The sequence below is a fragment of the Candidatus Cloacimonadota bacterium genome (assembly GCA_019429305.1).
In the GTDB taxonomy this organism is placed as follows: Bacteria; Cloacimonadota; Cloacimonadia; order Cloacimonadales; family JAJBBL01; genus JAHYIR01.
Map to the genome: position 1 here is coordinate 63,097 of JAHYIR010000003.1, position 15,190 is coordinate 78,286.

At 36.8% G+C, this 15,190-nt stretch carries 12 protein-coding genes; 5 read left to right on the plus strand and 7 right to left on the minus strand.

Annotation, left to right across the window (positions count from 1 at the left end; translation table 11 throughout):
• Nucleotides 1–13: 13 nt before the first annotated feature.
• The 7 genes from glgP to K0B81_02540 all read right to left on the minus strand — a co-directional run bounded on the left by glgP (nt 14) and on the right by K0B81_02540 (nt 11,590).
• The gene (gene glgP / locus K0B81_02510; GenBank protein ID MBW6515472.1) at nt 14–2,599 is read right to left on the minus strand and encodes an alpha-glucan family phosphorylase; all 2,586 of its coding nucleotides are present in this window, start codon (nt 2,597–2,599) and stop codon (nt 14–16) included.
• Nucleotides 2,592–3,788 (minus strand): glycoside hydrolase family 57 protein, encoded by a 1,197-nt coding sequence (locus K0B81_02515; GenBank protein MBW6515473.1) that lies wholly within the window; start codon nt 3,786–3,788, stop codon nt 2,592–2,594. Before K0B81_02515 ends, glgP begins: the two co-directional genes overlap by 8 nt.
• Nucleotides 3,789–3,799: 11 nt before the next feature.
• Nucleotides 3,800–5,170 carry a glycosyltransferase gene (locus K0B81_02520; protein MBW6515474.1) on the minus strand — a complete coding sequence of 457 codons (1,371 nt, stop codon included), beginning with the start codon at nt 5,168–5,170 and terminating at the stop codon, nt 3,800–3,802.
• A 4-nt stretch (nt 5,171–5,174) separates the two neighbouring features.
• Nucleotides 5,175–7,226: an amylo-alpha-1,6-glucosidase gene (locus K0B81_02525; GenBank protein ID MBW6515475.1), complete on the minus strand. Its 2,052-nt coding sequence runs from the start codon at nt 7,224–7,226 to the stop codon at nt 5,175–5,177.
• Nucleotides 7,227–7,392: 166 nt separating this feature from the next.
• Complete coding sequence (gene gap / locus K0B81_02530) at nt 7,393–8,394, minus strand: type I glyceraldehyde-3-phosphate dehydrogenase (GenBank protein MBW6515476.1); 1,002 nt, start codon at nt 8,392–8,394, stop codon at nt 7,393–7,395.
• A gap of 98 nt (nt 8,395–8,492) precedes the next feature.
• On the minus strand, nt 8,493–9,467 hold the full coding sequence (locus K0B81_02535; GenBank protein MBW6515477.1) for a class II fructose-bisphosphate aldolase: 975 nt from the start codon (nt 9,465–9,467) through the stop codon (nt 8,493–8,495).
• 110 nt (nt 9,468–9,577) lie between these two features.
• On the minus strand, nt 9,578–11,590 hold the full coding sequence (locus K0B81_02540; protein MBW6515478.1) for a peptidyl-prolyl cis-trans isomerase: 2,013 nt from the start codon (nt 11,588–11,590) through the stop codon (nt 9,578–9,580).
• A gap of 578 nt (nt 11,591–12,168) precedes the next feature.
• Between K0B81_02540 and K0B81_02545 the strand changes: the two genes are divergently transcribed.
• From K0B81_02545 to K0B81_02565, 5 genes are all read left to right on the plus strand, one after another.
• A complete protein-coding gene (locus K0B81_02545) occupies nt 12,169–12,597 on the plus strand; it encodes a prepilin-type N-terminal cleavage/methylation domain-containing protein (protein ID MBW6515479.1) in 429 nt (142 codons plus the stop codon).
• 92 nt (nt 12,598–12,689) lie between these two features.
• Entirely contained in the window at nt 12,690–13,745 is a 1,056-nt protein-coding gene (locus K0B81_02550) for a type IV pilus twitching motility protein PilT (GenBank protein MBW6515480.1), read from the plus strand.
• Nucleotide 13,746: 1 nt separating this feature from the next.
• The gene (locus K0B81_02555) at nt 13,747–14,361 is read left to right on the plus strand and encodes a prepilin-type N-terminal cleavage/methylation domain-containing protein (protein MBW6515481.1); all 615 of its coding nucleotides are present in this window, start codon (nt 13,747–13,749) and stop codon (nt 14,359–14,361) included.
• On the plus strand, nt 14,361–15,008 hold the full coding sequence (locus K0B81_02560; GenBank protein MBW6515482.1) for a prepilin-type N-terminal cleavage/methylation domain-containing protein: 648 nt from the start codon (nt 14,361–14,363) through the stop codon (nt 15,006–15,008). The genes K0B81_02555 and K0B81_02560 overlap by 1 nt, the downstream gene beginning before the upstream one ends.
• Before the next feature lie 31 nt (nt 15,009–15,039).
• Nucleotides 15,040–15,189 carry a hypothetical protein gene (locus tag K0B81_02565; GenBank protein MBW6515483.1) on the plus strand — a complete coding sequence of 50 codons (150 nt, stop codon included), beginning with the start codon at nt 15,040–15,042 and terminating at the stop codon, nt 15,187–15,189.
• Nucleotide 15,190 lies beyond the last annotated feature (1 nt).

Here is a 15,190-nt window from a genome sequence, read left to right on the forward strand (position 1 = left end):
CCAACGATTGAATTTATTCTTTCCATTTGATATACTCATAGTAATGCTGCAGGTAAGGATGATTATCACCTTTAATTCTGACATTGACGCTTTGCATACCGGAAGATTCTAATTGAAACTCACCACAATATCGGGTAACGTTATCTTCATATTTCTCTTTATAATCCAGTTTCAGCAAATGGTACCTGTTATTTGTAACGTTACGGTAGAACAACTCAATAACAAATAGATCCTCTGGTGCTTTATCAAGATAAACATAGCAATCGACTGAAATGAGATCACCTGAGGTCAAGGTATGAGCTGACTGTATTGGGATATCCTTTTCCTTGAGCTTTAGGGTCAGATCCTTCACATAAATGTTATTCCAGAATTTTTTTATTTCATTTTCTTTACTCAGGACAGTTTTGAGTAATTTTTTATCATCCTTTACCAGTTCTTTGTAACCGCCAAAAGCTTTAAGATAATAGTTATCCAGATATTGTCTTAGCATGCGGTGCAGGTTAAATCCCATACCAACTGTGTACATAGAATGCTTCATTTTATTGATCCATCCGATCGGTAGGTTGGATTCATTTCTTCTATAGTAAAGATCGGAAATTTCACCTTCGATAAGATCATATATTTGCTGTGATTCCAGATGATTACTGATCTCCTGTGTGTCATAACCCTCTCCACTGGTAATAGCCCAACCGTTCTCACCATCGTAACATTCAGGCCACCAACCGTCGAGAACGCTAAGATTGAGAACACCATTTAATCCCGCTTTCATACCGGAAGTGCCGCTCGCTTCAAATGGACGGATCGGTGTATTAAGCCAGATATCAACACCTTGAACAATATGCTTGGCGACATTCAGATCATAGTCTTCGATAAAGACAAAGCGATCTTCAATATCATACTTTTTGGCAAAATCGATAAGGTTTTTTATTAGTTTCTTACCTTCCGGGTCTGCAGGGTGTGCTTTACCAGCAAGAACAAACTGTACGGGACGATGTGGATTATTGATTATGGAAAGAATTCTTTCTGGATCTTCGAGGATAAGATTAGCTCTCTTATATGGAGCAAATCTCCGGGCAAACCCTATAGTCAGTGTATCGGGAGAGAGTGTATTTCTTAATTTATGAGAGATAGGAATGGTAGATTTTTTCTCTAAAAAGGTCTGTTCAATATGTTGTCGAATAAAAGAGATCATCTGTTCTTTACGTCTTTGATGTGCTTCCCAGATCTCTATATCCGGTATTTTTTTGATATTTTGCCAGATTGAGCTATCCTCACCCATATGTAGATAATCGGCTCCGATATATCTATCATAGAGAAGAGTAAGTTCTTTACTCAACCATGTTTGGGCGTGTACACCGTTAGTTACATAACCGATAGGGATCTCTTCAATATTAAGGTTAGGGAAGATATGACTCCAGAGTTTTCTGGATACTGTAGAATGTAGTTGTGAAACGCCGTTGGCATAACGTGAAAAGCGCAGAGCCAAAGCGGGTAACCAAAAATTATTATTATCTCCGGGAATAGCGGCAATTTTAAAGAAATCTTCTACCGAAAGACCAATACTCTCGATTTTATCTTTGAGATACTTGCGGATCATTTCGATATCAAAATGCTCATTACCGGCTGTAACCGGAGTATGAGTAGTAAAGAGGGTATTATTGGCAATGATTTGACATGCTTCAGCATAAGAATATCCCTCTTTATTGATCATCCGTTGTAATCTATCCAGTATGATGAAGGCAGAATGTCCTTCATTCAGATGATATACCTTAGGTTCGATTTTCAATGTATGTAACAACTCCATGGCACCGAAAGAGAGAACAATTTCTTGCATCAATCGGATCGAACGATTAGCATCGTATAATTTGTCGGTGATTGAGCGATTTGCTGGAGTGTTTTCCGGAATATCGGTATCCAATAGATAGAGCTTGATCTGACCGATTGTAATATACCAAACTTTGATCCAGATATCTTCGTCAGCGATCTTTATTTTTATCAGACGATTATCTCCGCTTTCATCACTCAAAACCTTAACAGGCATGAGATGCCATTGATTCTCTTTCCATTCCTCTTGCTGTTCACCGTTTATATTGATAATTTGAGAGAAGTAACCGTATTTATAGAGTAAACCAAAACCAATAAAAGGGAGAGCAAGGTCGGAAGCTGCTTTCAGGTAATCTCCCGCTAAAACTCCCAGACCTCCTGAATAGATGGGCAGTGATTCATGTAAACCGTATTCCATAGAAAAATAGGCTATACAGTCATCTTTTTCGAAGTTGTGCTTTTTACCCTTCGAGCTGATATAATATCCGCGATAAGAGAGATATGATCTAAAATTCATCCAAACTTTTTCCAGTTCTGATAAGAAACCGTTGTCTTGAGCAAGTTCTTCGAGTCGTTCCGGAGAAACCTGATGGAGTAACATAACAGGATTATGAACACAGCGTCTGTAGATTATGGGGTCAATTCTGTTGAAAAGTTTGATCGCCTGCTTATCCCATGTTGACCAGAGATTATAACTCAATTCAGTTAGTTTGCTCAATTTTTCCGGTATTTTAGGGTTCACATAGAAAGTATAAAGATTCTTTTCTCTATCCATTAATTCGTTCCTCCAAGTCAGCTAAAGCGTTTATGTAATAGATGTATGCCTGTTCAGGCGAATCATAAGGAGAAAAATACTTATGTACATCTCCATCCTGAAAATACTTCGTACACATGTAATAAAAATGATCCGAGATGGTCAGACATCGAGCATCATTCAAAAGATCGATTCTACCTTTCATTTTTATCTGCTTTATTAGTTCATATATCGTATTGATGGCATTCTGCTGCATATCATTTTCAACCCAAGCTGAGATATCACGTTCCTGATCTGCCCATGAAACCGGTTCCGGGAAGGAGAGTGATTCTTGCTGGTAATTTGATAATTCATAACACTGCGATGGATGAGCAAATCCGAGATGTGGATGTTTCAATACCTCACCAGGTAAATGGGCAACAAAATCAAAGATACCGGTCTCTTCCCATTGATGTTCTCCGAAAGTCTCATAATCCATAAACAAGTTGAGGAAAAGGTTCTTGTTCTTGCTCTCTGAAAGTGTTAATTGATTTATCCAGTGAATAAATTTTTCTACTGTAAGAGGATATTCCGGCCAGCTTCTATTTGAAAACCGAAAGGCAATATCATCTGATAACATATAATACTTAAGAAGCAAGCTAATGGTTTTAGAGTAATTTTTGTAAGAATATAACGGAGATCGCCATTTAAGGATACGATCCACACCCTCAGTAAGGATGACCTTAAAGCCCTCTTCAAAAATGATATCCGATAATCTATCCTGATAGATCAACTCTGTATTACGAAAAACTGTCGGGTTCTGACCAAACTCTTCCTGCATAAGTTTGCGGTGCATTTGAACTTGCTCTAAAAATTCTTCTGTATCATAAAGGGAAGCGAGAGAGTGATAATATGTCTCACCTAAAAATTCTACCATTCCGGTCGCAGCAAGTTCCTGAAAAGAACGGAGTACATCAGGAGAGTATTTCTTAAACTGTTCAATAGTAACGCCACTGATAGAGTAAGCTACTTTGAATTTTCCCAAGTGTTGTTCGATCAGTTTGAGCATTAGCTTGTTTGCAGGGAGATAACATTTTTGAGCAACCTTTTGCATTATTTTGGCATTCAAGTCTTCGTCGAAATAATTAGAGTTAGTGTTGATATCAAGTACTCTCAGGTGTCTTAACCTATATGGTTGATGTACTTGAAAATAGAAGACAAAATTTAGCATAGCATCTCCCCTTATCTTATGGTTTCATTATATACTGTGTTAATATGTTCTGCTGCTGTATCCCAACGAATCTGTTCAACTTCCAGCATTCCTTTATGTCCCAGTTCCTCCCGAACATCGGGGTTTTCAATCAGATAACAGATAGTTTCAGACATTTGGTCAATATCCCAGAAATCTATTTTATAAGCGTTTTTAATTACTTCCGAGACCCCTGACTGTTTGGATATTATGGCTGCTATACCGTAAGCCATAGCTTCTAATGGAGCAATACCGAAGGGTTCGGAAACGGAGGGGAGCATATATATATCAGTATTGGATAAAATATTTTCAACTTCTTCACGGTTGAGAAAGCCGGTAAAAAGGAAGCCATTTTTCAGTCTATAAAAGGCAGATTTATGAAGTAGTCGTTTTGCCATATCTCCAGTTCCAGCCATAATAAAACGTGCACGAGGATGTTTTTCAAGTACTCTTTTTGCTACATCGAGGAAATAATCTGGACCTTTTTGTATAGTGATGCGACCTAAAAAGAGTATTGTCGGTCCTTTAAAGAGTCTTTGGTCGGGATCTTTCATTTTTTTAACATTGGTTATATGGGCATTATGAACGATGCGCAATTTACCGCTATCTATCCGATAACGAGTCATAACCATTTGAGCAGTATATTTGGAAACAGCTATAACTCTGTCAGCATAAGACATTCCGGAAAATTCGATCTTATGTATTCGTTCATCTCCCTCACCACCGGCTCTGTCGAATTCAGTGGCATGTATGTGAACAACTAGAGGTTTTCCTGTGATCTTTTTGATAAACATAGCAGCTGGATAGGTAAGCCAGTCATGGGAATGGATTAAATCATAATCTAGAGTTTGAGCAAGTTGAGTAGCCCTGATTGTATATTCTTGGACTTTACGGAAAATATCTTCCTGTCCGACAAGATAATCCCTGATATTGGCGAACATAAGATCTTCTTGGGTTGTAATGTATTCAGTTTCAGTAAAATGGGAGGTAATAAGATCCTGTAACGGTTGAAACTTTTCTGTTCCGTATTGAATCAGACTCTTATAATCCTTTAGGTCTTGATAATTGATATAAGTTTCAGGTCTCTCGCTAATACCGAGAAATTTTAAACGTTCCTCAACTATTGTTAGCTTCCTTGTCTCAATAGTATATCTTTCTTGAGCAACAGGGTCTGAAAATCTTACCGGAAGTATGTCAGCATCTTCAACTTTTCGTAAAGGGAAATATGCTGCTTTTTTTGTCGGTAAGATCAAATCAATTTCTACACCTAAACTCAGAAGTGACTTGACCATACCATAACATGCCATACCAAGTCCACCAGCTATCAAAGGTGGAAATTCCCAAGTTAACATTAATACTTTCATCTTGTTAATCCTTCTGCATTAACTTGTTAATAAGATGTTCTGCGTTAACAAGAGCAGCTACACTCCATGCCTGAGCCGGACAACCTTTCGGAAAATGAGGTCTTTCACCATCCCAGACTTCGGCTATTGAAGAAATGTGTCCTTTCATATAACCATTCCGTAAATTTGAAATAATCTTTGTTAAGTCTTCTACCATTTCTAAAGAACTCTTTTCCCCTTTGTAAGCATTATAATATGTCTTAGTGTAAGGATCAATGAGCCATGCCCAAACAGTACCCTGATGATATTGAGAATCTCTTTCTTTTTGATTACCCAGATATTTTTTCTTAAAGCGATAATCTCTGGGAGAGAGAGTTCTTAGCCCGTAAGGTGTTGCTAATTCATTCGTTGCAGTTTGAAAGACTGTCTTCAGTTTATCGGAAGATAACAATGAAAAGGGTAACGATGTTGCAATCAATGCATTGGGACGATATTCTTTAACAGGGAGGTCTCTTTCTAATCTATCAGCTAGATAATCATCAATCCAAAAGAGTGAAAAAGATTCCTTTATCTTGTCAATTTGGACTGTAACTCTTTTAATCAACTCGGTTTGCATCATTTTCTTTGGGAGATAGTCTTCTGTTAGCTCCTTAAAGATACAGAGAGCATTATAAAAGAGGGCATTGATCTCTACAGGTGCTCCGTTACGTGGTGTAATAGCATTACCATTGATTCTGACATCCATCCAAGTAGCAGTGGAGAACTCTTCTTTTAGATACAGTAAACCATTATCTGCTATGAAGAAAGGGTATTCTGTGTTATCTAAAATACCTTTTATAATCTCTTCACAATAACCGACAGATTCACTAATTATTGTTTTCTGTCCATAGAGATTTTCACTGACAACTTTGTTGACAAAATCGTAAATTCTTAAGACAAACCAGAGACTACTGTCTATAGAATGGTAATTGAGGTCTCTGGCAGATTCTGTTAACATATTTGGAATGAGTCCATTCTTGATTAATGATGCGTATTTCTTGATGATCATCCAACATTGTCGATGATTGACAACTGACTTTATCAGTGCATCGAAATAAATAAAAGTATCACGTCCCCAGCAGCCAAACCATGGGTAACCAGCAATAACATCTTCCTTAATATGAAAATCGTGCAAACTGAATTCCAGTATGCGCAGATATTCTTTATAATCAAACATGATTTGGTCTTGAAAATCCAATCTATGCAAAAGTGGATTATCGCTATCATTAGAAGCAGGGTAATCCTTTGGTAAAGGTAATTCTGAATATTTTTTCTCTATCTTCTCTATCTTCTTATCTAAAGAGATTTCCTGAAAATTCTCTTTTAGGTCAGAAAAAAACAGATAGTTAGTCTCTCCATATCGGAGAGAAAATGAGATGTTGACAGGAGTATATTGATCTTCTACTCCATTATATCCTCGTATCGCTTCCCATGGATAATAACAATCACGATAAATATTGCCATCAGGATGGATAGCACCATTATGGATTACACCGTAAAGAGCTAACTTATTGTGTTGAAACAAGAAGTCTCTTTCAGTGAGTTGCAAACCTTTATTGTCATAATCCCATGTACCCGGTGAATTTGTATCATGATGGCTACGCATGGTTACCTTAGGTTTGATAAAAAAGTTTAACTTATGGTAACTGAGATTAGTAATTTTAACCATTACTGTGTTTTCGTCATCTGCCATCATAATCTCTTTCTTAACGAGAATATCATTACTATGGTGGAGAGAAGAATAGAGAAAAATGGGATATGGTCTTAACCAGCTCTTGACGAGATGTAAAAAACCTTCAGGATAAATGCAACTACTATAATTAGTGCTGTCAAGATAGCATCTTTCTCCCCGCCACTCCAGTACCATTTCTAAACCGGCAAGCAAATTGTGTCGATTGAGATTATCATCGCTACTGATCAATAATCCATGATACTTACGCTGGTTGATCAAATTACCTGTACCGAGAGCATAACCACCAATTTTATTAGTCAGTATCCACTCATGATTACTCGTTTCGTTAAAATAATTATCCTTCATGATACTACCTCTTCAATAGCTAAATAACATAAAAAATCTCAATCCTCTTAAGTTTGAACCACTTTGTCTAAATCAATGTAATACACCAATTATCTGTTTAAGTGGGATAATTATGCTTAATAGGCAAACATTTTAAGTACTGTCTATTTAACTATGTTTCTTTGTGTTAAGAATCAATATTAATCATCATCTTTAAAAGATCAACTACTCGAACAGAATAACCCCACTCATTATCATACCAAGCAATGACTTTAGCCAATTTACCGGAGACCATTGTTAAAGAAGCATCAAAAATCGCAGAATAGGGGCTTCCGATAATATCAACTAAAACCAAGGGCTCTTCAGTATACTCAATAATACCCTTCATATTTGTCTCTGCTGCTTTTTTCATTTCGGCGTTGATTTCAGCTGCTGTCGTTTCTCTTTCCAAAATAACAGATAGGTCTACAATAGATCCGTTAGGAGTCGGAGTTCTGACAGCCAAGCCATCAAATTTTCCTTTAAGATCACTCATTACTAACCCTGTAGCTTTAGCTGCACCGGTAGTGGTTGGTATCAAATTTACTGCTGCCGATCTTGCTCTCCTCAGGTCTTTATGGGGAAAATCCAGAATTCTTTGATCATTGGTATAAGAGTGAATAGTAGTCATTAACCCGGAAACTATACCAAATTTTTCATGCAATACCTTTGCAACCGGAGCAAGGCAGTTTGTAGTACAGGATGCATTGGATACTATAGCATGCTCTCTTTTCAAATCATTGTCATTAACACCAACTACTATAGTGGCATCAACTTCGTCTTTGGCAGGAGCAGTTATTAAAACCTTTTTTGCACCAGCTGTTAAGTGTTTTGTTGCCTTCTCTTTCGAAGTGAATACACCCGTTGACTCGATAACGTAATCGACTTGAAGGTCTCTCCATGGTAATAAAGCCGGGTCTTTTTCCGAATAAATTCTGATCTTTTTGTTATTTACAATGATGCTATCCTCTGTGTGAGAAACTGAATGCTCAAATGTTCTATGGGTTGAGTCGTATTTTAGCAAATGAGCTAAAGTTTTAGTATCCGTCAGGTCATTAATTGCTACGACATTAATTTCCGGTTCGTTTGCCAGAACGCGATAAACCAATCTTCCTATGCGACCAAATCCATTAATTGCTATATTAGCCATAACTTCCTCCTATCTAATTCTATAGATAATTTCTTAGTAAAAATTGTATAAACTTTGAATTCTTTCAGGTTCAGAGTGTTTTCAAAAAAGTACTCTTCTTAGAGTAAAATACTATTATTACTGCTTTTTACTATCTGAACTAACGATTCGACCTCATTTTGGACAGCATTTTCTGCCTTTACTAACCATTTTCTCGGATCGAATCTCTTCTTATCGGGAGTAAAATCATCTTCATTCTGCCCTGAGGGACAAACAACAGCTTCCTTTTCTTTTTCCCAATATGCCTGAACTGCTTTTGCCATAACCATCTGATAGTCTGTATCTTTATTGATCTTGACTACACCATTTTTTACTGCGGTTTGTTGTTGTTCAATCGTAAGCCCGGAAGCTCCGTGTAGTACGATACCAGTCTCAACATTGTTAGCTATGAGTAGATCGTCGATCTCTTTTATAAGATCTAACTTCAGAGTTACCTTGTGACCCTTTGTTACACCATGATTCGTGCCAACAGAAGCAGCAAAAAGGTCAACACCGGTCTGTTTGACAAATTCCAGCGCCTCTTCTGGTTCAGTATACAGTTCAGTTTCTGAGACAATTTCATCTTCAGTGCCCTTAATGTACCCTATTTCACCTTCGACTAAAACATTGTGCCGATGTGCTAATTCAACTACCTCTTTGGTGATTCTGACATTCTCGGTAAAGGAATCTTTTGAGGCATCGATCATTACAGAAGAAACAAGTTGTTTTTCAATGCAATATTTGATGAAATCGAAATAATTCGGAGTTGCGTGATCAATATGTAAACCGATACCGGAAGTTTGATATTGATTAGCTAAAATTTTTACCATTGCCGAGATCAATTCTGCCCCGAGAAAAATATTTTCTGATGAACCGGCAGCATATTTGCAGGCACCGGAACTGATCTGTAACAATCCATCTGATTTCTGGCGAGCGTAACCTTCCAAAACACCACGGATAGTAGAATCAAACACAACATTAGAAGCAATAATTCCAAATCTCTCTTTTTTTGCCTTTAAAAAGACATTCTTTAACTTACTACCTTCTAAAAACATTACCACTCCTTTAAATAATTATATTTTACATCCCTAACTGCTCCCGATACTTATATGATAAAGAAAACGTCCTTTTTTGTTAGAAAAGTAGGGTAAACGAGTTAGTTTTATTATTTCAGATCATCAAATACGTCAAAACCTTCTTCTATTGATTTGATCATATACTCTGCAGATTCGTGTAAATCGGCAGCGGGATAGTTTCTAATAACATCTTGAAATATTTTTACTGCCTCTTGAGGATTCTGCAATTCCTCTGCCATGACAAAACCCTTCATAAAGAGAGCTTTATAATCGTCATCATTATTCTTATAAGTATCAATTATTTGATCATAATATTGAATTGCTTCTCTATAGCGATTTCTTTTCATTGCTTCTTCAGCTAAATCAAACAGTTCTCTCGCTGAAAACATAAATGCTAATCTTTCCGGATAAGAAACTAAAGCGTATTCTGCCTTTAACTCTTCCTGCAATTCAGCCCATTTTCTCTCTCTTAGCTCTCTGGTTAATTGAAAAGTAATACGTTCTTCAGCATCAGCCAGAGGGAAAGTATGAGCAGGTATTTCATCTAGAACTTTTAGAAAGAAGTATTTATCATCTGCATTTTTTGTTACTTCACTTATTTCATTAACCTTAGTATTCCAGATAACTTGATGCATAATTTCATCTTTCCCAATTCGAGGGATATTGGGATCACGTTGTATATTGGCAATCAAACCATTGTTCTCAGTAAATAAAGAATTACCGATAACTTCAGTAATCTTATCATGGTTATCATTTCTATATGCTTTTGCAGCATCGTTTTTAGCTCTTCTGGCAGTTCTATTATTATCGAATAAGAATAACTGAATGGTTCGTTGTTCATTGGTCGTATAACGATCGATATTCTCATTATAATGAGATTCAATATCCTCTTGAGTCGGGATTGCTTGGGTTACTACTAATTCGTTAAAAAGATGATTAAGAATGATATTACGCCTGATTTGCTCTGCTTCAAGATTTTCCTTTAAAAATTCACCATATCCTTTTTGTTTTGCTTCGAAAGCAAAAAGATTATTCATCAGTAAATTATCGAAAAGATCTTTACGATATTGAGGATTGCTTAACTGTGCTCGTTCTTGTTGAGTTACTCTTCGCATATGATTGACAAAATCACCGACAGTGATTTGCAAATCAGGTATATTTGCTGTTGCAATGAGTAGGTCTACTCTTTCCGGATCTGGTCTTGCTTCTGGTAAATTAACCGATTCTAAGAGATCATTATCTATTTGCACAGAATATTTGTCCTTTAATTGTTTAAAAATTCTTTGTGTCATTTCTAAATCTTTGACAGGTTTCAAACGAGAAATAATCTCTTCTCTGACCTCATCCAAAGGTTTAACTCTCTGTGGTATTCTTTCGGTAACCTGAAATATATGAATACCAGTTTCTGTTGTTAAAGGTCCTATCCATGTATTCAGGGGAGCGGCAGTGATTGCTTCGTCCAGCTCTTCATCCATACCCACCCCTGCGATATATGAATTGCCCCGAATATTACGAATGACTCCTTGATGTCGTTTAGAAAAGCTATTAATAGAATAACTATTCATAACGTCGATAAAATCTTCTCCAGCGAGTAAAGCTTGTTTGGCTTTTTCAGCACTTTCAGCATTTTCTGGCATAATATATCTTATCACTATATTAGGATTTTCTGTAAAACGATCTTTACTCTGTTCATAATAATTAGAGACTTCTTCTTGAGGAATAATAACTCGATCAGAGATGTCTCTCTTGCGAAATTCCATAGCATAATGATCTTTTAAAGCACTTTCAATAGCGTCATTAACATCGTCTCTCTGATCAATCCCAAGTTCTTCTGCCTTAAAAAAAAACAATCTAGATATTATTATAGAATTGAGTAACTCTTTTTGCCCGGCCAAAGTTGAAAAACGAGCACGATACATATGAGGAATTTTTTGAAACTCTTCATCAAAATCTGCACGAGTAATTTTTCCGCCACGATATTCTGCAAATATCGTCTCTTGCTGTTGTTGATTGTTGTCAGCTAAAAGTACTACTGAAGAGAAAACAGCGATTAAACAGAAAATTGTCATAAAAATTTTGACTGAGTTGTTATTGTTTCTCATGATTTCTTATCTCCTTGCCTTACATTTTAGGATGTAAATTATCTAACGTTTTACATATAGTTTTAGTATCGTCTCTTGGTCAAGGAAAAAACATAAATACTGCAGTATGTAATGTTTAAGGGCTCATTGATTGATTCAATTTGATCTTGAAAATGATCATAATCATATTCAAGCCCTGAGGAGCAAGACATATATAACGTATAACTTATAAATACGAAAGTAGTTAGATATTTTTAGGTAGATATGTTATACTCAAATTACCGCAACCTGAAATTTTTTTAAATCACTCAAGTATTGTGACAAAAGATACGGTAATGATAGTAGAATTAAACGTTATAACTAATGAAGATGGAGATCGAAATTTATCAAGGGGAATAATTGTTGACAAATCATGCAGCAGTAAATAGAAGATTCACATTATTTTGGAGTCGAACAAATAATCATTATAAGTTGATTTCGAGAAATTATATTACGCTATAGAATTTGAAAGAGAATTTGGAACGCAAATTGCATTGTATTATGTGACCAAATATATTTGGTATCATATAAAAAAGAAACAAACCTAATTAGGAGGAAGAATGTTAAAATTCTTTAGAAACAACAAAGGATTTACCTTAGTGGAAGTCCTCGTCGTGGTAATAATCGTTGCAATATTGGCAGCAATAGCAGTCCCGATTTATATGCGCTATGTAGAAAAAGCTCGTTCAACAGAGGCACAATCAGCAATTAGTGCTATCAGAACTGCTTATCGAGTTCACCGTCAAACTTATGGATCTACCGACAATTATAATATTGAAGATGCACTGCGTGATGCGAGATTAGGTAGATCGACTTTAAGAAACTGGACTTTTGAAGCCGTAGGGAATCCACCGGTACAATTTATAGCAACCTCAACGGCTGATTTTCCCGGCGGAGAGGGACGACAAGTAGTTTATGATGAAGAATTGTCACAGTTTTCAGGATACGGTATAGATATTTATACTGATGATGATGACGATGATTTTTAACCCGGATTGTATCAACTACTATATAGTAAAATATTAGACTTGCATTATAATTGTAATGTATAGAAACAACAGAAGTCAATCTGGAGGTTTTGTTGACAATACAGGAATTATTGAAATTTACATCGGATGCTGGAGCATCGGATCTTCATATTAGTTCTGGCTCAGTACCGATGGTCCGTGTACACGGTCAGATGAAAAAGTTGAATCTACCCAAATTATCTGCAGAAGAAGTAGAGAAATTGATCTTCGGTGTCATGAATGAGGTTCAGAGAGAACTCTTTTTGAAGAATCTGGAAATAGACTTTTCTACCAAGCTGAGCAATGATGTACGATTTAGAGTAAATGCATTTCATCAGATCAATGGTTTAGCATGTGCATTCAGAGTTATTCCCAACGAAATATTGAATTTCGAGGAGCTTCATTTACCAGAGATATTAAGTAAATTAGCTCTTAAAAACAAAGGGCTAATTCTGGTAACCGGTCCTACAGGGAGTGGTAAATCAACGACATTAGCAACAATGATAGATGTGATAAATGACAAAAAACATTGTCATATCATTACTATCGAAGACCCGATCGAGTTCGTGCACCGGAGTAAAAACTCTCTGATAAATCAGAGAGAGTTGGGACATGATACATGGTCTTTCACTGCCGCTTTACGTTCCGCACTTCGTGAAGACCCCGATGTAATTCTGGTCGGAGAGATGAGAGACCTGGAAACCGTCTCCCTGGCATTAACAGCCGCAGAAACCGGTCATCTGGTCTTGGCTACATTACATACAAGCTCAGCTACAAAGTCGATAGATCGTGTAATTGACATGTTTCCCAAAGAACAGCAAGCTCAGGTAAGATCTATGTTATCGGAATCCTTAGAAGCAGTCGTTGCCCAAACCCTGTTACCAATGAAAGACGGCAAGGGTCGAGTTCCAGCTTTAGAGATAATGATCGCAAATGTTGCAGTGAGAAATCTGATCAGGGAAGAAAAGACATATCAGATCCCTTCCGTAATTCAAGCCGGAACAAAAGAGGGTATGCAGTCACTTGATCAGTCACTTTACAACCATGTTATGAACGGTTTACTGGATAGAGAGGTAGCTGAACAGGTAGCAGATAATCCTAAGATGTTCAAATCGGGAGCTGGATTTTAGTATGCAAAAAGAACAGCCGGAAGTCTCTGTATCCTTCGATACAATTTCCGCTAAAAAAGCAAGGAAAGAAAAAAAAGTGTTACGTGTTATGGGTTACGTGTTACGAGAAAAAACTGAGGATGACAGAGGAAAGGGCTCGAATACTAATAAAGAACAGCCGGAAGTCTGTTCCAGAGACAAGTTTTTCAACAGGTTATTATCTAATAACAGGGGTTTAACGCTTATAGAAGTTCTGGTTTCATTTGCAATAATTGTTTTTGCTGTTGTAGGAATATATTTAGCACTTTTATATGCAGAGACACAGATCAATCGTAATTATCACGACAGAGTAGCAACTCTATTGGCTTCAGGCGAATGTAACTGGCAATATCATTACAGATATTTTCTTACAAACCGGGAATTCGATCCATTTGTTGCACGCCAGGTAATAATAGATGAGTTTCCCGAAGCAGATTATCCACCTTTGACAGGCACGATGACCATGCAGATAATTAATAACAGAGAGCATATTGATACTGCCTATTACTCCTTTCAAACTTTGCAGGTACAAATCGTCTGGATTGAACCATTGCTTGGAGAAAGGGTAATGGTTGTTCAGGAGGACTTTTTCTGGTGATGTTCAGGATCAAAGCAAAAGAGCGAGTTAGTGTGAAAAGGATATATGGCGGGAAATTTATCAAAGGTGAAGATGGTTTTTCCTTAACAGAAGTTATAGCTGCAGTTGCCGTTTCCAGTATTTTGATCATTTTAGCAGCTCTGGCGATAGTATCCTTTTTCACAAAATTCAAAGAGTTGAGTTACTTTGCAGATCTGCAACAACAGGCATTTGAAGCGATAGAGACCATGAAGTACGGATATCCCGTACTTGATGAACTTAATCAATATAGATTCTTTGGCATCGGCAATGCACAAACAGCAACTTTAGAAGCTTTAAGTGGTGGCTGGGGTGCTTATTCCGGGATAAGGTGTACTCATGAAACATCCTATGATGGACACTCTTTTGATTATATCAGGTTCTTCTGGGATAGATACGATAAAAAGATCCGTGTACAAGGGTTTTATGGTGGGATTTATTTCTCGGAACAATTGTTCCCTAAAAGCGGTGATGACAGAATTGAGGTTACCTATTTTAATTTAACGTCTAATACAGGGAATCCCAGCACTAATATCGTAAAAATGGAGTTAAGAGCTGAAATCATTATCTCTGAAGAAAAACGAAGAGAAGTTTTTTATACTACCACTATATCATTAGGACGACATTAAGAATGAATAATTTATCAATGTACAGTGTATAATGAAAAGTGTTACGTGTTATGGGTTACGTGTTACGAGAAAAAACCTGCGGATGGATAACAAGTCCGTTGGGAGTGGAGCCAGCAAAGATGAAAAGAGTGATCAGAAAAAAACAATGGAAGAGCAGAGACAAGGTCTTGGTTATGATTAGA

Coding starts and splice junctions, on each gene's coding strand:
- K0B81_02520 (MBW6515474.1), bottom strand. CDS start 5,170: ATGAAAGTATTAATGTTAACTTGGGAATTTCCACCTTTGATAGCTGGT.
- gap (MBW6515476.1), bottom strand. CDS start 8,394: ATGGCTAATATAGCAATTAATGGATTTGGTCGCATAGGAAGATTGGTT.
- K0B81_02540 (MBW6515478.1), bottom strand. CDS start 11,590: ATGAGAAACAATAACAACTCAGTCAAAATTTTTATGACAATTTTCTGT.
- K0B81_02565 (MBW6515483.1), top strand. CDS start 15,040: ATGAAAAGTGTTACGTGTTATGGGTTACGTGTTACGAGAAAAAACCTG.
- K0B81_02535 (MBW6515477.1), bottom strand. CDS start 9,467: ATGTTTTTAGAAGGTAGTAAGTTAAAGAATGTCTTTTTAAAGGCAAAA.
- K0B81_02555 (MBW6515481.1), top strand. CDS start 13,747: ATGCAAAAAGAACAGCCGGAAGTCTCTGTATCCTTCGATACAATTTCC.
- glgP (MBW6515472.1), bottom strand. CDS start 2,599: ATGGATAGAGAAAAGAATCTTTATACTTTCTATGTGAACCCTAAAATA.
- K0B81_02525 (MBW6515475.1), bottom strand. CDS start 7,226: ATGAAGGATAATTATTTTAACGAAACGAGTAATCATGAGTGGATACTG.
- K0B81_02515 (MBW6515473.1), bottom strand. CDS start 3,788: ATGCTAAATTTTGTCTTCTATTTTCAAGTACATCAACCATATAGGTTA.
- K0B81_02545 (MBW6515479.1), top strand. CDS start 12,169: ATGTTAAAATTCTTTAGAAACAACAAAGGATTTACCTTAGTGGAAGTC.
- K0B81_02560 (MBW6515482.1), top strand. CDS start 14,361: ATGTTCAGGATCAAAGCAAAAGAGCGAGTTAGTGTGAAAAGGATATAT.